Genomic DNA, 20,900 nt, shown 5'->3' on the forward strand with positions numbered 1-20,900 from the left:
CCTCGGAAGGAGGTTACTTCTTCCCTTTCGCCTTCTTCTCCTCGGCCTGCGCCTTCGCCTTCTCCTCCGCCGTCATGAGGAAGCCGCTGTCGGCCAGCCAGTCCGTCATGCGGGTGGTCCAGGTCTTGATGGAATTGAGCTTGGAACGCCCGCCCATGCCGAAGCCGTGGCCGCCCTTGGCGTAGAGGTGCACTTCCACGGGCAGCTTCGCCGCCTCATACTGCGCCAGCTGGTCGAGGATGGGCTTCACGTGACTGGTGTCGTCATTCGCCACGAGGAAGAAAGCAGGCGGAGAGTCGGCGGGGATGGGGCCGGCGGACACACCCAGCGGGCCAGGATAGATGGAAATCTGAAAGTCCGCGCGGCAGCTCGCGCGGTCGATGGGATCAGCCGCAGCGGGATCGCCTGCGGTGGGGCTGTAAACGACCATGGCCACCACCTCGCCACCGGCGGAGAAGCCGAGGATGCCGATGCGCTTGGGGTCCAGATTCCACTCGGCGGCGCGGGTACGGATCACGCGCATGGCACGCTGGCCGTCCTGACGCGGATGGATGTCCAGATTGTAGGGGCTGCCCTCCTCGCGCGGCAGACGGTGCTTCAGGATGAAGCAGGTCACGCCCAGCTCATTGAGCAGCTTGGCAGGCTCCACGCCCTCGCCACCAAAGCCGAGCTGGCGATGCCCGCCGCCGGGCACGATGAGGATGGCCGCGCCATTCGCCTTGTCCTTCGGCGCAGGATACACCGTGATGGAAGGATGGTTCACATGCGTGACCGAGGTGCCCTTCATCACCTCCGGCTCGTCCTTCAGATTTTCAAATCCCGGCGCTCCTTTTTCCCACAGGTGAATCACCTGCGGCCCCTCCGCACGCAGCGGGGCACAGGCAAGAACGAGAGGCAGAAGGAGGACGAGGCGTTTCATGGGAGAGGGTTGGGGTTGGTACAGATGAAAAAAGCTTCCGAGCTCGGACAGCAAGATGGAACGAGAGCAGGAACGCGCCGCTGTCAGGCACTTTGTTCGATCACTTGAGCCTTCGCCACAGGTAAGTCGCGCGCCCGGGCACCCCCTGCAGAAGAAACCGTACCGCTCCCCTCAGCCTCAGCCTCAGCCTCAGCCTCAGCCTCAGCCTCAGCCTCAGCGCGCAGCCGCCCGGCGCTCCGCCTCCGCATATTGCTCGGGTGTCATCTCAAGCCGGACTCGGGCGGCCAGCTTGGTGCTTTCTGCGTGCCCCTCGGCAGAGGCGAGCAGCAGCCACTTCGCAGCCTCCACCAGATCAACAGGAGCCCCGGTGCCCGTGTAGCAGACGATCCCCATGGAGAACTCCGCCTCCACCATTCCCTGCTCCGCGGCTTTGCGATACCATTGGGCGGCAGCGGCAGCGTCCTTTGCCACGCCGCTGCCAGTGCTGTAGCAGCAGCCCAGATTGAACTGCGCCGCTGGCGTTCCCTGCGCCGCAGCTTTGCGGTACCACTCCGCGGCGGCGGCTTCATCCTTGGCCACGCCCTCACCGTTGGCGCAGCAAACGCCTAGATCATACTGCGCCGGCGCATAGTTTTGCTCAGCAGCCCACCCAAAGCACTGCACGGCCGCCTCCAGGTCTTGCTTCAGGCCGGTGCCGTTCAGATAAGCCAGGCCCAGCTCATGCTGCGCCTCGGGCAGCGCCTGGACGGAGGCCAGTTGCAGCCACCCCGCCCCGGCGGCTTCGTCTTTGGCCGTTCCCTCCCCGGCCAGGCAGGCACGCCCCATCTCCAGCTGCCCTCCGGCATGCTCCTGCTCTGCCGCCTTGCGAAACCACGCCACCGCCGCCACGGGATCTTTCACCACGCCGTCGCCGTGCTTGTAGGCGCAGCCCAGAGAGTACTGGGCGCCCGCCGCCCCCTGCGCGGCTGCCAGACGGAAACACCCAAGGGCCAGTGTGTCATCCTGCACCACCCCCTGCCCTGTCGAAAAGGCGAGCCCCAGGGCAAGCTGAGCCGGTGCGTAGCCACGGTCCGCGGCCTTTCGGTACCACTCCACCGCCTCAGCCTCATTGGCAGTCATGCCCGTGCCCACCCGGCAGCATTCGCCCACTTGATACTGCGCCACGGCATCGCCCTGCTCCGCCAGCAGACGCGTCTCCGCCAGTGGCATGCCCATCTTCCATGCGGATCTGGCAACCGGGGCCGATTGCGTGAGCGGCACCCGTGGCCCGATGGGCCGAAACTCCGCCCCTCTCTGATACGCCTCGTCATGCTGCTGGGGCGTCGTCGCATCATGCGCCTTGGTCAGCCAGTCATCGGAGGCTTCGTCCGCCCCCTGAGCCAGCCAAAACCATTTCATGGCCTCCACGAGATCTTTGGGCACATCCCCCTCACCGGTGAAACAGGCCATGCCCATGCGGGTCTTGGACTTGCCATGGTCGCGTTCTGCCGCATGGCGAAACCACTGCAGCGCTGCGCCCGTGTCTTTCGGCACACCGTCCCCGGATTCCACGCACACACCCATGCGATACTGCGCCTCCGCATCTCCCTGCTCCGCCAGCGCGCGCACCTGCGCCAGCGGCATCCCCTGCCTCCATCCGGTGGGGGCGACCACCGGCATCTTCACAGGCTTCGGGAGCTTGTGCATCATGTCGAGGCATTCCCTCCACTTGCTCCCGCCAGCCGCCATTTCCTCAAGCGACATGGTGTGCATGAGATCGTCCAGAATCTTCTGCGCCTCCGGCCGCCGGGCTTCAGCATCCGGCAGGTGATCAGCCATGGAAGCGGAGATCCAGCCATAGGCGGCCGCCTTGTCCACCGCCACCCCGTCTCCCGCGTGGAGCATCTTCCCCAGAAGCCACTGGGCTTCGCTGAGGCCCGCCTCGGCCGCACGCCGGAACCACTCCGCCGCCTGCTCACCGTGCCCATGTTTGAGCAGGAACATGCCCAGGAAAATCTGTGCCTCCGCCAGCCCCTGACTCGCCGCCAGATGCAGCCACCTCATGCCCTCGGCCTCGTCATGTTTGACGCCCGCGCCCAGGGTGTAATCACGCCCGAGCGCCAGCTGCGCATCCGGCAGACCCAGCTCAGCCGACCGTCGGAACCACCTCACCGACTCCGTGTAATCCGCCTGTGTGGGGTCCGACTTGCTGAATTCGGCCGTGGCACTGTCCACCCCCAGCCAGTACATCGCCCGCGCATCGCCCCGCTCCGCGTGCGCATGCAGCGTTTTCGAGTCGATGCTGCTTCTTTCCTCCGGTGCCCGGACAGGGACGGGGGGCGGAAGCGTCAGGACTGCCACCGGAGTTGCAGGCTTCTCTTCTTTCGGGGCCACAGGCTGCGCCGCCGCTGCCACCGCCGGGTGGCCGCGCTGAAACTCCCGCGCCTTCTGCCTTGCCACCGCCAGTTGCGCGGGCGTCAGCATGCTCCGCGTCACGGCGGCAAAGTAAGCGGAGGCACCGTGGCCCTGCTCACCGGCCAGTGAAAACCACCGCATCGCCTCCACCAGGTCTCTGCGGGTCCCCGCCCCCATGAAGCAGCAGCCGCCCAGGCTGTGCTGCGCCATGAGGTGCCCCAGCTCCGCCGCTTTGCGATGCCACGCCACCGCCTCCGGCAGGTCCTGCTTCACCCCCTCCCTTCCCTGGAGATTGCTCCCCATCCAATACTGCGCCTCCGCATCCCCCTTCTCCGCCAGCACCCGCAGCTCAGGCAGCGGCATGTCCATCTTCGGCGAGGTCGTGATGGCAGCACCCGGGTCCGGCGGAGGTGCGCTCCCCACCCTGTTGCGGCGTTCCCTTTGCCCCTTGCTCAGCCGTTTGCGCCAGTCCCGCTCAGATTGCCGGAGGCGGCTTAAATCTTCGATGGACACCTCCTGCCTCACTTCCTTCAGGTACGGCTCTGCCTTGGCGATCCCGTGGGACGCGGCGAGGCTCAGCCATCGGTACGCCTCCACCTTGTCCACGCGCACGCCCTCGCCCGTGGCCAGAATCCTTCCCAGCTGGTATTGCGCAATGGTGTCACCGCCTTCCGCGCCCAGGCGCAGCCATTTCTCAGCCCGCACCGGATCCTTTGGCACGCCCCAGCCCATCAGGTAATAGATCCCCAGGCTGGACTGGCCGTTCTCATTTCCCTGCTCCGCCGCTTTGCGCACCCAGTACGCCGCCTGCGCGACATCCTGCGGCACGCCATAGCCCTCAAAGTAGCACGCGCCCAGCCTCGCCTGCCCGCCGCCGCTGCCCTGCTCCGCCGCTTTGCGAAACCACCGTGCCGCTTCGGCGTCATCCTTCGGCACGCCAACGCCCTTGGAGAAGATCAGGCCCAACGCCACCTGCGACTCGTCATCGCCCTGTTCCGCAGACTTCAGCAGCCACTTCATGGCCGCATCTCCATCCTTGGCCACCCCTTCGCCCAGGAGGTGGTACATGCCCAGATAATACTCCGCCTTCGGGTGGCCCTGCTCCGCCGCCCGCCGCGCCCACATCACCGCTTCGAATTTGTTCGCGGACACCCCGTAGCCTTCATACCAGGCAAAGCTCATCCAGACCTGCGCCTCCACATCCCCCTGCTTGGCTGCTTTCTCCATCCATCGCATCGCCTCCGCATCATTCGGGACCGCCAGCACCCCTTTGAAATACCGCATGCCCATCTCACGCTGCGCCAGGGCATGCCCCTTCTGAGCCAGCGCCTCCAGGTCAGTCATGTTCAGCGCCTGCACATCCTCCAGGGACAGCACGGCAGCCGGGGCCTCCGCAGCCGCCGAAGGATTGGAATGGTCGCCGCCGCGTCTGCCCGCCGTGTAAATCAGCGCCACCAGGACCGCCGCGCCCACACCCGCCGCCGCCCATGCAGCCATGCCCGCCTTTCCCTTCAGCCGCCCCCGGCCACCCGCCGCCCGCGCCCCCTCCTGCGAGTCCGGCACATACCCGTGCAGCGGCGGCGGTGGCGGTGAAAACGGATTCTGGGGCAGTCTCGGCGGCAGGTCTTCATGTGCCGCAGCCGGTTCGGCCTGGGTGTGCTGCAGCGCCGCCTCCACCTCCCCCTGCCGCGCGTCATTCTCTCCCGGCTCGACCGCCGTTTGCCCGCTCATCCCCGCGTGAAAAGGAAACTCATCCTGGGGCAGCGCCACCAGCCACACATAGGCCGCGTAGAGTTCATCCATCTTTGCCGCCGCTTTCGCCTGAAGCCCTGCAATTCCCGCAAACGAGTCCGGCCGCCACACCATCGCCCCCTCCTCATAAGCCCTGTCCAAGTCCTCCCGGCTGATGGGGGCATCAAGGTCGAGAATCCGCAAAGCTTCGTGAGTGGTCATGGTTCCTTGGCTGCGATCCAAGCATCAAATCAATCCACTGTCACGCCTGGATCAGGGAAGAAAAGGACCCCGCAGGCGTGCCGGGAAAGCACGGCATGGCCGCAGCATTTGCATTTGCACGCCGCATGCTTCATGCTCGCACCGTTACGGCCCTCTCCTAATCCTCCCTAATAAGACGCCATCCAATGAACACCGCCGCAAAACTTATCGTCTGCGCCGCCGCATTCGGCACTCTCTTTGCGCTGGCCGCCGCCCAGCAGCCCACCGTGGTGAAGACCAACCTCCTCAGCAATCCCTCCTTTGAAAACGGGCTCGAAGGCTGGACCCTCTCCGCCTATGAAAAGCGCGGCACCGTCGCGGTGGACACCGTGGAAAAGCACGACGGCAAGAGCAGCATCCGCATCGAAAATCCCGCCGGGGACGACAGCTTTCTGCAGCAGACCGTCACCGTAAAGCCCCGCACCCGCTACCGCCTCACCGGTTACATCAAGACCAGGGACGTCGTCGTCAAAGGCACCGGCGCCACGCTCTCCCTCGCAGGCGGCTACGAGCACACCGAGGCCTTCTCCGGCAAGCAGAACTGGAAGAAGGTCTCCTTCGAGTTCGACACCGGCGCGCAGGACAGCATCAAGGTCGGCCCCCGCCTGGGCCACCACTCCAGCATGGCCATGGGCACCGCGTGGTTTGACGAGCTCCAGCTCATCGAGCTCGGCCCGTCCCGCAAACGCTGATCTCCCGAAAAAAGCCCGGCACTTCAAACGGCGGGCCACGTCTCCTGCACAGGCCATGAAGCAGCGCATCCTTCATACCATCGGGTGGTTGTTCACAGCACCCCAGGCGCCCCTCACCCCGCGCGGCATCATCGTCTGGTGGGAGCGGCGGCGCATTCCGTTCAATCTCATCATCGGCCTCGTCGGTGCGCTCGCCCTCTTCGTCTTCACCGCCAGCATCGAGGGAGCGGGCGTGCTCCAGCCCGGGGAGGACGCCGTCGAGCCCGCCGCCATCATGGTCGTCCCCCTGCTGGCCAATGCCGCCTACACCGGCGGCTGGCTGGTCGATGTGCCCCTGCGCCTCGTGCGGCCCCGCACCAGCCCCGGCTTCACCCCGCGCCTCTTCCGCCTCGGGCTGCTCTTCTCCCTCTTCGTCGTCTGCTTCCCCGCGCTCTTCTGGGGCGGCTGCCGCCTGCTGCAGCTCCTGCACCTGCTGCGGTGAGCCACGCGCATGCCACTCCATGCTTTGAAATACCACAGCGCCGCAGCCCTGCCGGCCGCCAGACCTGTCCCCCCGGTCCACCGCCCCGGCGGCGCGGCTCAGGTGATCGGCCGCGTGCAGTGCAGGCACACCCTGTTCGCCGGGCGCAGCTCCTTGGGCAGCTCCCGCAGCAGCGCCTGCCGCTCCGCCAGGTAGCTGCGGCGCGCCTCCTCGTAGGCCTGCCGGCCCTGCGGGTCCCTGCGCGCGCTCCACAGCACCAGCACTCCCAGGCCCGCCGCACACAGGCCCAGCCACACCGCCCACTGCCCCGGCAGCGCAGACAGCCCCAGCAGACCAGACAGCAGGCACGCGATCCCCAGCCCCGCAGCCCCCCTGGAGCCTCCCACCTCCGGCAGGCGATGCGTGGTGACGCCGCAGATCCTGGCCTGGATGACATGGTCCGGCACCGACTCCGTCCAGCGAAAGTCCAGCAGGTCCAGCTTCAGCCGCCGCTCCCAGTTTTCGGAAAAGGTCTGAAACGCCGCCAGCTCCGCCGCGTTCAGGCAGCCGGAGCCCCGTACTTTTTCATAGATCAGAGTCTGGATGGGGCTCATCGTGGGCAGTTCATCGAGTCCAAAAAAAAATCAGCGCGTCGAGGGGTGCGGCGTCTCAGTCCGTGTACTTCAGGCACTTCAGGCAGAGGCGCGCGCCCGGGCGGTGCTCCTTGGCCAGACGCTCCAGGTCTTCGCGCCGGCCGCTCTCGTAGGCCATCTGCACAGGCCGGAACCTGCGCAGCGCCGCAAAGCTCTGCCACGCCATGAAAAACAGCACGCAGGCCCCCGCGCGCAGCCCCACCGCCAGCCAGCGTAGCTCCTCAGCCGCGGCGATGCCCTGCCTCATCTGCGACACCAGAAACAGCCCGCAGCCGCCGCACAGCAGCCCCAGCAGCGCGTACACCGCCACATCGCCCAGGCCCGGCACATGCGGCCTGCCCAGACTGGCCACGCGGCAGACGTGCTTTTTCAGCTCCGTCTCCCACTGGCGGTCACGCTCGTCCACACGCATCAGCGCGTCCCACCCGGCCACCATGCGCGTCTGCCTCAGCAGCTCACGCTCAGACAGGCAGCCCGAGTCCCGGATTTTGTCCACCACACTTCTCATTTCCTCCACATTCATGCCGCGCAACAGACAGCGCCCCGGCATTTTTGACGAGCAAAATCTCGCCACCTAAATCTTTCTTTCTTTAGGCCATCCACTTACCACCTTCAAGCCATCGGCTTATATTGCTTTAAATGACAGGAGAAGCATCACCCCGCACACCGCGCGGCACAAGCAAAATCCCACCTCCGCCCAGCCCCGCGTGCCGTGCAGCTCACCCCACCCGCAGGTTTGACAACCCGGGGAGGCCTTCTAGTCTGCGGCGATGCCAGCGCGTAAACCCAGCAAATCCCCCTCCTCCGCCCCAGACACCCACCCTCAGGATTCCGCCCCTCCCGGGTCAGCGGCAGACTCCCCCTTGCTCGTGGACACCTCCCCCATCATCAGCCACGTCACCACCGCCGAGGAGCAGGCCCTCCTCACCCCCGCAGAGGTCCTCCAGCAGTTCAAAGACGGCAACAAGCGCTTCCGCACCGGCCGCGTCACACGCCGCAATCACCGCGAGCAGGTCCGCCGCTCCGCCCCCGGCCAGTACCCCAAGGCCATGGTCCTCAGCTGCCTCGACAGCCGCGTCCCTGTGGAGGACGTCTTCGACCAGGGCATCGGCGACGTCTTCGTCGGCCGTGTCGCCGGAAACTTCGTCAATGAAGACCTCCTCGGCAGCATGGAGTTTGCCTGCAAGGTCGCCGGCGCCAAGATGATCCTCGTCATGGGCCACCAGCACTGCGGCGCCATCCGCGGCGCCATCGACAACGTGCAGCTCGGAAACCTCACCACCCTGCTCGCCAAGATCAAGCCCGCCGTCGCCATGAGCGAGGACTTCGACGGCGAAAAGACCTCCGCCAATCCGGCCTACGTCAAATACGTCGCCGAAAACAACGTCCGCCTCTCCCTCAACAACATCCGCATCCACAGCCCCATCCTCAAGGGCATGGAGGACGACGGCGAGATCAAGATCGTCGGCGCCTTCTACCGTCTCACCGACGGCACGCTCGAGTTCATCGAGTGACCTTCCTCCTGGTGCAGGCCAGCATTTGATACCACGAGTCCTGGGGGGAAGCAGGCCCCGTCTTCTGCCTCATCACGCATGAAGGCGCGCCTACGTCCAGGCCATCACGCCGCCCTGGGCCGTAGGTTGGGTGTGTTTGGCGATCGATGCTCCCTTCAACACGCTCAAGCCCACTCCGCCAAACCGCCCGACTGCGAGGACGTCCGTACGCCATCTTGCTCGCAACACACTCATGGACGGGCGGGCTTAGCCACACCCATCCTACGTCCAGGCCATCACGCCGCTCCGGGCCGTAGGTTGGGTGTGTTTGGCGTCCAGCACGTCCCCTCTCCCACCGTCCACTCCGCCAAACCGCCCGACTGCGAGGACGTCCGTACGCCATCTTGCTCGCAACACGCTCATGGACGGGCGGGCTTCGCCACACCCATCCTACGTCCAGGCCATCACGCCGCCCTGGGCCGTAGGTTGGGTGTGTTTGGCGATCGATGCTCCCTTCAACACGCTCAAGCCCACTCCGCCAAACCGCCCGACTGCGAGGACGTCCGTACGCCATCTTGCTCGCAACACGCTCATGGACGGGCGGGCTTCGCCACACCCATCCTACGTCCAAGCCACCCCAGCCCCCTCTGGCATCTCACAGCACTTCTCACCATCCGCCGCCCATCGCCTTCACCAGCCGCACGGTGGCGATGAAGCGCTGCGCCGCCACCTGCGTGGCCTGCCGCTCGGTCTGCAGCCGGGTGCGCTCGGCGTCCAGAAACTCCAGGTAGCCCGCCGCGCCGCTGTCATAGCGCGCATGGGTGAGCTCCGCCGCCTGCGCCGCCGCGGCCAGCGCCTCGTTTTGTGCGGCGGCCTGCTCCGCGCGGTAGCGCGTTTGCGCCAGCGCGGACTCCACGTCCTTCAGCGCGCCGAGCACCGCCTGGCGGTAGCTCGCCACGGCCTCCTCACGCGCCGCCTTTTTGCGGTTCACATTCGCGCGGATGAGCGCAAAGCCCGTGACCGGCAGGCTCACGCTCGGGCCAAAGGACCACACGCGGCTGTCGGCGCTGAAGAGATCGCTGGTGTTCTTGCTCAGGTAACCGCCCTGCCCAGTGAGGCTGACCGCTGGAAAATACGCCGCCGTGGCCACGCCGACGTCCGCATTGCGCGCGGCCACCAGGCGCTCTGCCGACGCCACATCCGGGCGGCGCTCCAGCACGCTCGCGGGCAGTCCGGCGGGAATGACCGGCGGCGCACCGCGCAGCGGGCGCTCGGCCAGCTTGAAATTCGTGGCCGGCACGCCGCACAGCAGCGAGAGGTTGTCCGAGGCCTCCTGGCGCTGGCGCTTGATGTCCGCCAGTTCGGCACGCGCCGTGGCCACCTCCGTTTTGGCACGCGCCACATCCGTCTCCTGCACCGTGCCTGCGGCAAAGCGCTGCTGGATCAGCCCCAGGCTTTTTTCCCGCAGCTCGATCGTGCGGCGCAGCGAGGCCAGGTCCGCGTCCAGCGCACGCAGCTGGTAGTAGGTCGCGGCCACGTCTCCCGTCAGCGTCAGCAGCACGTTGTTGTAATCCGCCGCGCTGGACTCCGCCTGCGCGCGCGCCGACTCAAACGAGCGCCGCACCTTGCCCCACAGGTCCAGCTCGTAGCTGAGGTCCAGCGTCTGGTTGAAGGTGTTGATCTGCGCGGAGGGAATGTTCACCGGCACCGGCGTGGGCAGGTTGCCGGAGGTGCGCTCGCGCTTGTTGCGTGAGTTGGCGGTCAATTCGGGAAACCAGTCCGTGGCCGCCGCACGGGCGTTCGCACGCGCCTGCTGGATGCGCGCAAACGCCGCACGCAGATTCTGATTGTCCGCCAGCGCCAGCGCCTCCAGCCGGTTCAGCTCGCTGTCGTGAAAGACCTTCCACCACTCGCCTTTGGGCGCGTCATCGCGCGGCGCACCGGCCTGCCAGCGCCATGTGGCGGGCGTGAGGTCTGCGGTGTCCGGTTTCTGATAATCCGGCCCGACAGTGCAGGCCGCAGGCGCCAGCAGCAGCGCGGCAAGACAGAGACGTGGGAGAGTGGAGGCCATGCGTAGGAGCGGTGGGGGAAAAATCGAAGGAGACAGAGGTTTCAGACGGAGGCGGACGCGCTCTCAGGCGGCAGCGCGGCCTCACGCGCAGCACGGCGTGCCGCACGCTTTTCAGCGCGCCGGCGCCGCCACTGCACGATGTCGTCAAAGTACGAATAGATCACCGGCGTGGCCAGCAGCGTGAGCAGCAGCGAGAGCGTCTGCCCGCCGAGGATGACGCCTGCCGTGGCGTTGTTAAACGCAGCGCCCACGCCGCGCGCCAGCATCATGGGCACCATGCCCGCCACAAAGGCCAGCGTCGTCATCAGGATGGGCCGCAGCCGGTCCTTGTTCGCCTTCAGGATGGCGTCCAGCCGGTCCATGCCGCGCTCACGCAGCTGGATGGTGTGGTCGATCTGCAGGATGCCGTTTTTCTTCACCATGCCAAACAGCACCAGCACGCCCAGCATGCTGAAGAGGTTCAGCGACTGCCCAAAGATGATGAGGGAGAGGATGGCAAAGGGCAGCGTCAGCGGCAGCGCCAGCAGGATCGTCAGCGGGTGCAGCCAGCTCTCAAACTGCGCCGCGAGGATCAGATACATGAACACAAACGCCATCAGGAAGGCCATGCCAAACGCACGCCCCGTGCGCGCCATTTCCTTGGAGCGCCCTGCCGCGCCGCTGCTGTAGTCCGCGGGCAGGTTCTGCTTTTTCACCAGCGCGTCGATCGCCTCCACGATCTGGCTTTCCCCCACGTCCGGCGCGTTGTTCGCCGTGATGGTGACCTGCCGCCGCCGGTTCAGCCGGTCGATCTGCGAAGGGCCGGAGGTCTGCTCCAGCTTCAGCACATTGTCCAGCGCCACCGGCGTGCCTCCGGCGCCCGGCACGGAGAGCTGCTCCATGGCCTGCAGGTTGTTGCGGTAGCCCGCCTCGGCGCGCAGGTGGATGTCGTACTGCTCCCCTGCCTCGTCGTAGGTGGACACATCCAGCCCGCCCACCAGCAGCCGCAGCGTGGTGGAGAGATCCGCGATGTTCACCCCCATCTGCCCCGCCTTGCTGCGGTCCACGCTCGCGGTGATCTCCGGCTTGCCGCTGATCAGTGTGGAGTCCAGGTCGCGGATGCCGGGAATGTTTTTGGCCTCCTTCATGATCACATCCGTCGCGCTCGTCAGGCGGTCCAGATCCGGCCCGGCGATGTAAAACTGCACGTTCGCGCTGGACTGCCCCGTGTTGAATGGCGGCACCGCCAGCACCGTCATGCGCCACTCCGCCGGAAACTTCGGCAGGATCTCCTTGCGCACCTGGTCCATGATGTCCTGCTGCGTGGCCTCGCGCGTGTCAGGCTCCGTCAGCCGCACGTAGATGCCCGCCAGATTCTGCACGCGCTGGTCGTTGTCCCCGATGGTCAGCAGCGTGGACTCCACGCCCGGCAGCGCGCGGATGCTGCGCGCCACGCGCTCTCCCTGCAGGTCCGTGGCCGCCAGCGTGGTGCCTTCCGGCAGCCGCAGGTTCACGATGAACTCCGCCTCCTCCGTCGGTGGCATGAAGCTCTTCTGCACCGTGCGCATCAGCAGCGGCAGCGTGGCCAGCGCGCCCAGGCACGCCAGCACGATCACCCACCTGTGCCGCATGGAAAAGCGCAGCATCACCATGTACACCGCCTCGATGGGCCGGTAAAACGCCCCCACCACACGGTCCAGCACGCGCTCCACCCAGCTCCGCCGGCGCCGCGCCAGCATGCGCGCCGCGAGCGATGGCACCAGCGTGAAGCTGATCAGCATCGAAACCGCGATCGCAAAGGCCATCGTCAGACCAAAGCTCTTCAAGAACATGCCCACGATGCCGCTGAGAAACGCCACCGGCACAAACACCGCCAGCAGCGACAGCGTCGTCGCCATCACCGCCAGCCCGATCTCACGCGTGCCGTTGATCGCCGCCTCATGCGCGTCCTCCCCCTTCTCCTCCATGTGATGAAAGATGTTTTCCACCACGATGATGGCGTCGTCGATCACGATGCCCACCGCCAGCGCCAGCGCCACGAGGCTGATCTGGTTCATCGTCACATCCTGCGCCCACATGACGCCAAACGCGGCAATAAGAGACGTCGGGATGGAAAGCGCGGAGATGAAGGTGGCGCGCGTGTTTCCCAGAAACAGCAGCACGATGAGCGCCGCAAACAGCGCGCCCAGCACCAGATGCTCCTGCACCGCATGCGTGCTCGTGCGGATCACGATGGAGTTGTCCCGCACCACATTCACGGCGTAGCCTGCAGGCAGGATCTTTTTCATTTCATCGAGACGCTCCTTCACCGCATCCACCACCTTGATCGTGTTTTCACCCGACTGCTTGCGCAGGGAGAGCACCACGCTGGGCGTGCCGTTGCGCCGCGCCGCCGTCTGCGGCTCCTCCTCGCCGTCCTCCACGCGCGCCACGTCCTGCAGGCGCACCATGCCGCCGTCTTTTTCACGCACCACCATCTGCCGCAGCTCCGCCACGGAGGCCGCCTTTCCCAGCACGCGCAGCCCCGCCTGGCTGGCGGCGTCCTTCACCGTGCCCGCAGGGATCTGCACATTCTGCGCGCGCAGCGCACGCTGCACATCGATCGCCGTCAGGTTGAAGGACTTCAGCCGCACCGGGTCCATCCACACATTGATCTGACGCTTCCGCCCGCCCAGCAGCGTCACCTGCCCCACGCCCGGCACGCTCTCCAGCTGCCTCCGCAGCACCTTGTCCGCGTATTCGGTGATCTCACGCGCCGGCTTGTCCGCCGTCAGCGCCACGTTGAGGATCGGCGCGGCATCCGGGTCCAGCTTTTCCACGATGGGCGGGTCCGCATCATCCGGAAGATCCGAGGTGATGCGGTTCACGCGGTCGCGGATCTCCTGCGCCGCCACGTCCACGTTCTTTTCCAGCAGGAAGACCACGATCACCTGCGAGATGCCCTCGCTGGAAACCGAGCGCAGTTCATCGATGCCGCTGACGGTGTTCACCGCCTCTTCAATCTTGTCGGTGATCTGCGTCTCCACCTCCTTCGGTGTCGCGCCATCCAGGCGCGTGGTGATCGCCACCGTGGGAAAGTCCACCTTCGGAAAGCGGTCCACCGGCAGACGTGAGTAGCCGATGAGGCCCACCACCACAAACACCAGCACGATCACGCTGGCGAGGACAGGACGCTGGACACAGATGCGGGCGAGCCATTGCATGAGATTAAAAAAGGAAAGAGGTTGGGTGATCAGGCGGCAGGCTTCGCAGGCACGCCATCGGCGGCGTCCGCGCCGGGAGAGAGCACCACGCTCTCGCCCTTCTTCACACCACGGCGGATTTCGACGCGCTCCTTGTCCGACTCGCCCGTCTCCACCAGACGCTCATCGAGCCGGCCTGCCTCCAGCACCCACACCTTCTGGCTGGAGCCGTCCGTGCGCACCGCGCTCACAGGCACGGTCACGGTCTTCTGCGGCGGCAGCGAGAGGCGCGCCTCTGCAAAGAGCCCGGGCCGCAGGCGTCCGTCGGTGTTCACCACCTCCGCCTCCACCTGCAGGTCGCGCGTCTCCGCACGCACCGCCGCGCCGATGAACTTCACCACGCCGGTGAAAACTTCGCCAGGATACGGAGCCACGCTGAACTCCACCTTCTGCCCTTCACGGATCAGCCCCACGGAAGGCTCCGCCACATTCACCAGCAGGCGCAGGTGCTGCAGATCCACCACACGCGCCACCTTGGAGTCTGCCATGACGTACTCGCCCGCGGTCACAAAGCGCTCCGCCACCGTGCCGTCAAACGGCGCGCGGATCGTCGTGTCTCCCAGCGTCTTGCGGCTCATGTCACGCCGTGCCTCGGCGGCCGCCAGGCTCGCGGCGGCGCTGTCGCGGTCCGCCTTGATGCGGGCAAAATCCGTCTCCGCCACCGCCTTCATCTGCGCCAGCGGTGCGTTGCGCTTCACCTCGCTCTCGGCGAGATCCAGCTTCGACTTCGCCTGCACCACATTGGCCTCGGCCTCCGCCAGATTCAGCGTCGCGGTGCGGCTGTCCAGCTGCACCAGCACATCGCCCGCCTTCACGGCGGAGCCGCGCTCCACGGGCGTCTCCATCACCTTGCCTGCCGTGTCCGCAGCCACGGCGGCATTCTGCGCGGCGGTGATCTCTCCGGTGAGCCGCAGGTAGCGCGGCATCGGCTCCTCATGGGCCGCAGCCGTTTTCACAGAGACGGGCTCCGGCGCCTTCATCTCCGCAGCAGGAGCCGCCGCTGCGGGCGCCTTGCCGCAGCCGGTGAACGAGCCGGCCAGCACGCCGAATACCAGTACATGGTAGCAGTTTCGAAAGATGGGGGTCATGGTGTTTTTTTGGATCTTGGGGAAGTTTTCGGCGGCGTGCCACGGCGTGAGGCCAGCGCGCCCAGCACAAAGCCGGAAATGTTTTCAGCGAGGCGCCGCACCTCCTCCTCCGTCTTCGGCACCGGAGGCCCCAGCCGGTCCACAAAGACGCGGCAGTGGTCGTAGTGGATGCACAGCCCGATGATGTGGTGGCAGTACAGGATGCAGTCCTCGTCCACCGCGCTCCTGCCCAGCACGGCGGCGATGATGCGCTGCAGCTCCTCGTGGAAAGGCCGCACGATGAGCTTGATGAATTCGTTCAGGCAGGGCGTCGGCTCGCGCATTTCGTGCGCCATGATCTGGCTCTTAACCGGATTCGCCTTTCGCTTCAGCAGCACGTGGTCCAGCAGGTGGTGGATCCACAGCCGCAGCGTCTCCTCCGGCGTGCCGCCGTCCGCCAGCGTGACCGGGCGGTCCTTGTCCATGCTCTGCTGGCAGGAGCAGAGAAACACCTCGCGGTAGAGCCCCTCCTTGCTGCCAAAGTAGTACTTCACCGCCGCCACATTGGCCTTCGCCTTCTCGCAGATGGCCCGCAGGCTGGCCTTTTCAAAGCCGTCTTTCGCAAAGACCGCCGCCGCCGCTTTCAGCAGCCGTCCGCGGCGCGCCTCGGCGTCATGCTCGCGTGATGAAGAAGAGTTAAACATGCGTTTATAAACAGCCGTTTAACTTATCGCGCCCGTTTCGTCAAACGCTTTCCTCCTTCGTACGCGCCGCTTTTTCGCCCGCCCTTCGCAGCACCGCCGGCCACCTGTCTTTTTTTGTTTTCAAACAAAACTGCAGCGCCATGAGCCAGCACACCGACGGCGCAAAGACCGCCGCCACTCCGGCCTGCCGCAGGCCACGCCCGGAAAAAAACTTGAAATAAAACCGCCCGGGCGGACTCTTAGACACAGAGAAATGAAACGTGTCCTCCAGATGAGTCTGATGCTGCTGGTGCTGCTCATGCAGACCGCTCCGCTGCTCATCGCCGCCGCTCCGCAGGAGGAGAAATGCCACATGGCATGCTGCGCGTGGCTGGAGCAGTCAGGCATGGCAGACTGCGCCTGTGCCCAGCCCGCCCTGCCAGACCAGGGTCTCCCCGCAGCCCCCCTGCCGCCTGCCTCGGAAGGACGCAGCTTCATCCCCCACGTGGTTTGGACGGAGCTCTCGCAGGCTTTTCATCTCCCCCCTTTCCAGGCAAAACACACGGGCTGCACGATCCGGCCCGCTGCCGATGAGCGCGCCAGCACCCGGCCCCATGTGCGGCTCAGCGTGCTGCACTGCGCTCTCCTGACCTGAATCCCGCACGGCACAGACGCACTGTGCCTGCAGCACTCGGCTCCCCACCGGGACCCTCATGCCCTGCAGGCTTGGCTTCTCGTATCCACGCCCCCGATTCAGCGATCCCGTGAAAACACTTCCCCTCCTGGCCGGTGCCGTACTCCTGGCACACGGCGCAGCCCTTGCCTGCGACACCTGCAAGAAAAACACGCCCCCGGCCCCCGGCCAGCGCGTCGTCGAGTACGACCTCCACATCTCCGAGCAGCGCCTGGCCCCGGCGGGCAGGATGGTGCGCGCCCTCACCATCAATGGCACCCTCCCCGGCCCCGTGCTGCGTTTCCGTGAGGGCGACTTCGCCCGCATCCGCGTGCACAATGACCTGCGCCATGAGGAGACCTCCACGCACTGGCACGGCCTGCTGCTGCCCAACAAGGAGGACGGCGTGCCCCACGTCACCACACCGCCCATCCAGCCCGGCACCACCCACACCTTTGAGTTCACCCTGCGGCACAGCGGCACCTACTGGTTTCACTCCCACACCCACCTGCAGGAGCAGAGCGGCGTGTACGGCGGCATCGTCGTGGAGCCACGCGGCGGCGAGCCCGTGCAGGCAGACCGCGAGCAGGTGCTCATCCTCTCCGACTGGACCAACACCGAGCCCCACGAGGTCCTGCGCATGCTCATGCGCGGCAGCGACTACTTCGGGCTCATGCGCAGAAATTCGCAGAGCATCCTCGGCGCCTGGCAGCGCGGAAATCTCAAGGACTACTTCCGCCGCGAATGGAGCCGCATGGTGCCCATGGACGTCTCCGACGTGGGCTACCACGCCTTCCTCATCAATGGCCAGCGGCAGACCCGCCTCACCGGCCGCCCCGGCGAGCGCCTGCGCCTGCGCGTCATCAATGCCTCCGCCGCCACCTACTTCCACCTCAGCTCCAGCGCCGGGCCCATGACCCTCGTGGCCGCAGACGGCCCGCCCGTTCAGCCCGTGCAGGTGGGCGGCTTTCTCATGGCCATCGCAGAGACCTACGATCTCATCATCACCATCCCCGCCAGCGGCGAGTACGAGCTGCGTGCCACCGCACAGGACGGCAGCGGCCACGCCTCCGCCTGGTTTGGCCAGGGAGAGCGCCACCCCGCCACCAGCCCGCCGCGCCCCAATCTCTACCAGATGGACCAGATGCTCGCCCTCTCGCTGGAAGAGCAGGAGGCAGATCCCCGCGCCCCGCTCCGCCTGCCACGCCCCGGCTCGCCCTACAGGCTGCTCAGAGCCACGCACGACACCACCCTTCCGGCCAGGCTCCCGCGCCGCCGCATCACCCTGCACCTCACCGGAGACATGGTGCGCTACGTCTGGAGCTTCAATGGCAGGACCATCGCCCAGGAGCCTTACATCAAAATCCGCAAGGGCGAGATCATCGAGCTGGAGCTGGTGAACGACAGCATGATGCACCACCCCATCCACCTGCACGGCCATTTCTTCCGCCTGCTCATGGGCGGCGGCTCACGCTCCCCGCTCAAGCACACCGTCGATGTCCCCCCCATGGGCCGGCGTCTCGTCGAATTCGAGGCCAATGAGGACAAGGACTGGATGTTTCACTGCCACATCCTCTACCACATGATGAGCGGCATGGCCCGCGTGTTTCGCTACGAGCCGGGCGCTGGCGCCACATCCCCTTCCCACAGCGAGCCCCCCGCAGACACACTCGCCGCCGCCGCCGGACTCACCGGCATGACCGCCGCGTCTCACGCTGCGCATCGCCCCAGTCCCTTCTCCTTGTTTAGCCATGACCACGCCGCCGCCGGCCTCGGCGAGCACGCCCATGACATGAGCTATCTCTGGGGCGCGGCCTCCCTCCAGACGCAGATGAGCAGCGGCCTCCTCACCTGGATGAACCCCAAAAACAACCTGCTCCTCTCCTGGGAGATCGGCTGGCGGCGCAAGCCCGCCACCGAGCACGAAGTGGACGCCCTCTACCAGCGCTACTTCAGCATGAACTTCCAGGCCTACGCAGGCTTCCGCTTTGCCAACCACGGCGGCGGCAACCGCATCATCGCCGGGTTCAACTACCGCCTCCCGCTCATGTTCCTCGCGGACTTCACCGTGGACAGCCATGGCAACGGCCGCTTCCAGCTCTCCAAGCGCTTTCAGCTCACGCCCCGTCTCGGCCTGTCTGGCTACGCCTTTTATGACACCGGCAGCCGCTGGGAGTGGAGCACCGCCGCCGACTACACCCTCGCGCGCAATGTCTCCCTCTCCGCCAGCTACCACAGCGACTACGGCCCCGGCGTCGGCCTCATCATCCGCTTTTGATGGAACCCGTTCCATCAACTCCACACCCCAAAAAAAACAACACACACACAAACACACCACCATGAAAACAAACACCCTCATCCTCCTCGCCGCCCTGCTCCTCAGCCTCGGGCTCGTCTCCTGCGCCAGCACCTCCGCCACCACGGGCGGCACCAAGCCCTACCCGCTGAAAGTCTGCCTCGTCACAGGCAACGACCTCGACAGCATGGGCGGCCCTGTCAGCACCGTGTACAACGGCCAGGAGATCAAATTCTGCTGCAAGCCCTGCCTCCGGAAGTTCGAGGCCAATCCGGCGAAGTATCTCTCGAAGCTGTGAGCGGCGACACTTTCCCAGGCGGCACCCTGCCGCCTGGGCTGAAGACAAAACAAACACAAACACACCATGAAAACGAAACTCATCCGCACCACCCTCCTCGGCATCAGCGCGCTCAGCGCCCTGCTGCTGGCCTCCTGCCAGGCCACCTCCGCCGCACCCCGCAGCGCGGTCACCTGCAGCAGGTGCCACACCGTTCACTTCATGTCTCCCTCCATGACCGGCACCGGCCCCAAGGGACTCGTGACCCTGAAGCACTCAGACAGCATGAGCTGCCCCGACTGTGAAAACAAAGTCGTGGCCATGCTGAAAAACGGCAGCCTCACCACCCACACCTGCAAGACCTGCGGCGGCACGCTGCACCACTGCACCGGCCACTGATCCATGAGCCCGGGGTAAACGCCGCCTGTGTACGCGCCACAGGCGGTACCCCACGCGCACCCGCGTGTGCGCCCGCCTCACCCGCAGTCGCAGTCCAGGCAGCCATGCGTGGCGCAGCTCCGGCACACCTTTTCCACCTGCGCGCGCAGCTTCTGCCGTGCGCGCAGCAGCCGCACATTCACCGTGTTCACCCGCTGCTGCGTGGCCCTGGCCAGCTCGGTGGGCGACTCCCCGCCCAGGTCGATGCGCCTCAGCAGCTCCGCGTCCGCCTCCGGCAGCAGCGGCAGCATTTTCAGCACACACTGGCACAGCGTTTTTTCATCCTCCGGAGACACAGACTCCGGCAGCTCCAGGCTCAGCATGGGCAGCGCCTTCTCCTGCGTCATCCTGCGCCGGTGCGCGTCGATGATGGCATGGCGCAGCACACGGTAAAACCACGTCACCACCCCCTCGCTGTCCGCAGGCGCCTGCCCGGAGCGCAGCGCCTTCAGCAGGCACTCCTGCACCAGGTCGGCCGCCAGCTCGGGGTCCCCCGTGCGCGAGCGTGCAAAGCCCACAAAAGCGTCGAAATGCTGCAGCAGCGCGTCAGGGATCATCATCTCATCATACGCCGCGTAAAAAAGCCTGTAACATCTTTCGTCCGCTGCGTGTGCAGTCAGGAAGGGGGCACGCCTCTTCACCCCAACCCCAAACTCAAACACCGCCACCCCATGAACCTCCCCCAGAAATTCCCGCTCACCGGCCTCTCCTGCACCTCCTGCGTGGACAAAGTCACTGCACGCCTGCTGCAGCACCCGGACATCACCGCCGCCACCGTCACCCTGCAGCCGCCCCAGGCCGCCATCACCACCCGCCACGCCCTCAGCGACGAGGAGATGAACGGCTGGCTGCGTCCTCTTGGGAAATACCAGGTGGCAGCATCCGCAGCCTCGGCGGCATCCCCGGCCGCAGCGCCCGCGCAGCCGGCCAAAAGCGCCCGCACCTACCGCCCGCTCCTCATCCTGCTGGGCTACCTGCTCCTCGTCATCGCCGCCGCCAATGCCATGCAGGGCCGCTTTGACCCCGCGCTCTCCATGCGGCTCTTCATGGGCGGCTTCTTCATCGCCTTCTCCTTCTTCAAAATGCTCGACCTCCGCGGCTTCAGCGACGCCTACCGCAGCTACGACCTCGTGGCCAGGGCGCTGCCCGCCTACGGCTTCGTCTATCCCTTCATCGAGCTCGGCCTCGGCCTCGCCTACCTGGCGCACTGGCAGCCCGTGTGGGTGAATGCCGCCACCGCGCTCGTCATGGGCGTGAGCCTCCTCGGCGTGCTCCGGGCCGTGCTCTCCGGCAGGGCCATCCGCTGCGCCTGCCTCGGCACCGTGTTCAACCTGCCCATGTCCACCGTCACCATCATCGAAGACGCCCTCATGCTCCTCATGGCGCTCATGGCCCTCGCAGGCCACGCCTGAGCACACGCCGGTATAAGCAAATCCTTTATAAGGCTACGCACCTCCACCTGACACCATTTTTTACTGGCGGACCCTCATTACATTCGCGCTTGTTTTTTGCAGTCTCCAAGGTGAGTCCACCCGTGTTAGCGAGACGTAGAACCCGCGACTTATCCCTAA

The 20,900-nt window shown here is 66.1% G+C and carries 17 protein-coding genes; 8 read left to right on the forward strand and 9 right to left on the reverse strand.

Translation table 11 applies throughout. The annotated features are described in order from the left end of the window. Positions 1 to 13: 13 nt before the first annotated feature. Both ACFQDI_RS22635 and ACFQDI_RS22640 read right to left on the reverse strand, forming a co-directional pair. On the reverse strand, positions 14 to 919 hold the full coding sequence (locus ACFQDI_RS22635) for an alpha/beta hydrolase (protein WP_377171267.1): 906 nt from the start codon (positions 917 to 919) through the stop codon (positions 14 to 16). A 213-nt stretch (positions 920 to 1,132) separates the two neighbouring features. After that, on the reverse strand, positions 1,133 to 5,266 hold the full coding sequence (locus tag ACFQDI_RS22640; RefSeq protein ID WP_377171270.1) for a tetratricopeptide repeat protein: 4,134 nt from the start codon (positions 5,264 to 5,266) through the stop codon (positions 1,133 to 1,135). Positions 5,267 to 5,451: 185 nt separating this feature from the next. Between ACFQDI_RS22640 and ACFQDI_RS22645 the strand changes: the two genes are divergently transcribed. Both ACFQDI_RS22645 and ACFQDI_RS22650 read left to right on the forward strand, forming a co-directional pair. Then, a complete protein-coding gene (locus ACFQDI_RS22645; protein WP_377171272.1) occupies positions 5,452 to 5,997 on the forward strand; it encodes a carbohydrate binding domain-containing protein in 546 nt (181 codons plus the stop codon). A 55-nt stretch (positions 5,998 to 6,052) separates the two neighbouring features. After that, positions 6,053 to 6,478: a hypothetical protein gene (locus ACFQDI_RS22650; protein ID WP_377171274.1), complete on the forward strand. Its 426-nt coding sequence runs from the start codon at positions 6,053 to 6,055 to the stop codon at positions 6,476 to 6,478. A gap of 98 nt (positions 6,479 to 6,576) precedes the next feature. Here ACFQDI_RS22650 and ACFQDI_RS22655 read toward each other — a convergent pair whose 3' ends face one another. Both ACFQDI_RS22655 and ACFQDI_RS22660 read right to left on the reverse strand, forming a co-directional pair. Next, entirely contained in the window at positions 6,577 to 7,071 is a 495-nt protein-coding gene (locus ACFQDI_RS22655) for a hypothetical protein (protein ID WP_377171276.1), read from the reverse strand. 55 nt (positions 7,072 to 7,126) lie between these two features. Next, positions 7,127 to 7,633: a hypothetical protein gene (locus ACFQDI_RS22660; RefSeq protein WP_377171279.1), complete on the reverse strand. Its 507-nt coding sequence runs from the start codon at positions 7,631 to 7,633 to the stop codon at positions 7,127 to 7,129. Between the two features lie 247 nt (positions 7,634 to 7,880). Here ACFQDI_RS22660 and ACFQDI_RS22665 point away from each other — a divergent pair, with 247 nt between their 5' ends. After that, positions 7,881 to 8,624 (forward strand): carbonic anhydrase family protein, encoded by a 744-nt coding sequence (locus tag ACFQDI_RS22665; RefSeq protein ID WP_377171281.1) that lies wholly within the window; start codon positions 7,881 to 7,883, stop codon positions 8,622 to 8,624. Between the two features lie 646 nt (positions 8,625 to 9,270). Here the strand turns inward: ACFQDI_RS22665 and ACFQDI_RS22670 are convergent. From ACFQDI_RS22670 to ACFQDI_RS22685, 4 genes are read right to left on the reverse strand one after another with little or no spacing between them, the layout of a single operon-like run. Beyond that, positions 9,271 to 10,674 carry an efflux transporter outer membrane subunit gene (locus ACFQDI_RS22670; RefSeq protein ID WP_377171284.1) on the reverse strand — a complete coding sequence of 468 codons (1,404 nt, stop codon included), beginning with the start codon at positions 10,672 to 10,674 and terminating at the stop codon, positions 9,271 to 9,273. A 41-nt stretch (positions 10,675 to 10,715) separates the two neighbouring features. Further along, positions 10,716 to 13,856 carry an efflux RND transporter permease subunit gene (locus tag ACFQDI_RS22675; RefSeq protein WP_377171287.1) on the reverse strand — a complete coding sequence of 1,047 codons (3,141 nt, stop codon included), beginning with the start codon at positions 13,854 to 13,856 and terminating at the stop codon, positions 10,716 to 10,718. Between the two features lie 29 nt (positions 13,857 to 13,885). Further along, a complete protein-coding gene (locus ACFQDI_RS22680) occupies positions 13,886 to 14,983 on the reverse strand; it encodes an efflux RND transporter periplasmic adaptor subunit (RefSeq protein ID WP_377171290.1) in 1,098 nt (365 codons plus the stop codon). Further along, entirely contained in the window at positions 14,980 to 15,666 is a 687-nt protein-coding gene (locus ACFQDI_RS22685) for a TetR/AcrR family transcriptional regulator (RefSeq protein WP_377171292.1), read from the reverse strand. Before ACFQDI_RS22685 ends, ACFQDI_RS22680 begins: the two co-directional genes overlap by 4 nt. Positions 15,667 to 15,919: 253 nt before the next feature. On the opposite strand from ACFQDI_RS22685, the gene ACFQDI_RS22690 reads away from it, so the two are divergent. The 4 genes from ACFQDI_RS22690 to ACFQDI_RS22705 all read left to right on the forward strand — a co-directional run bounded on the left by ACFQDI_RS22690 (position 15,920) and on the right by ACFQDI_RS22705 (position 19,290). Then, on the forward strand, positions 15,920 to 16,300 hold the full coding sequence (locus ACFQDI_RS22690) for a hypothetical protein (protein ID WP_377171294.1): 381 nt from the start codon (positions 15,920 to 15,922) through the stop codon (positions 16,298 to 16,300). A gap of 109 nt (positions 16,301 to 16,409) precedes the next feature. Then, positions 16,410 to 18,596: a multicopper oxidase family protein gene (locus ACFQDI_RS22695; protein ID WP_377171296.1), complete on the forward strand. Its 2,187-nt coding sequence runs from the start codon at positions 16,410 to 16,412 to the stop codon at positions 18,594 to 18,596. A 61-nt stretch (positions 18,597 to 18,657) separates the two neighbouring features. After that, complete coding sequence (locus tag ACFQDI_RS22700) at positions 18,658 to 18,912, forward strand: YHS domain-containing protein (protein ID WP_377171298.1); 255 nt, start codon at positions 18,658 to 18,660, stop codon at positions 18,910 to 18,912. 66 nt (positions 18,913 to 18,978) lie between these two features. Next, a complete protein-coding gene (locus tag ACFQDI_RS22705; protein WP_377171300.1) occupies positions 18,979 to 19,290 on the forward strand; it encodes a hypothetical protein in 312 nt (103 codons plus the stop codon). 77 nt (positions 19,291 to 19,367) lie between these two features. Here ACFQDI_RS22705 and ACFQDI_RS22710 read toward each other — a convergent pair whose 3' ends face one another. Further along, positions 19,368 to 19,889, reverse strand: coding sequence for an RNA polymerase sigma factor (locus ACFQDI_RS22710; RefSeq protein ID WP_377171302.1), 522 nt, complete (start codon positions 19,887 to 19,889; stop codon positions 19,368 to 19,370). A 111-nt stretch (positions 19,890 to 20,000) separates the two neighbouring features. Between ACFQDI_RS22710 and ACFQDI_RS22715 the strand changes: the two genes are divergently transcribed. After that, the gene (locus tag ACFQDI_RS22715) at positions 20,001 to 20,741 is read left to right on the forward strand and encodes a heavy-metal-associated domain-containing protein (RefSeq protein ID WP_377171304.1); all 741 of its coding nucleotides are present in this window, start codon (positions 20,001 to 20,003) and stop codon (positions 20,739 to 20,741) included. Positions 20,742 to 20,900: the final 159 nt, after the last annotated feature.

The organism is Prosthecobacter fluviatilis (genome assembly GCF_042655725.1).
Classification (GTDB): Bacteria; Verrucomicrobiota; Verrucomicrobiia; order Verrucomicrobiales; family Verrucomicrobiaceae; genus Prosthecobacter; species Prosthecobacter fluviatilis.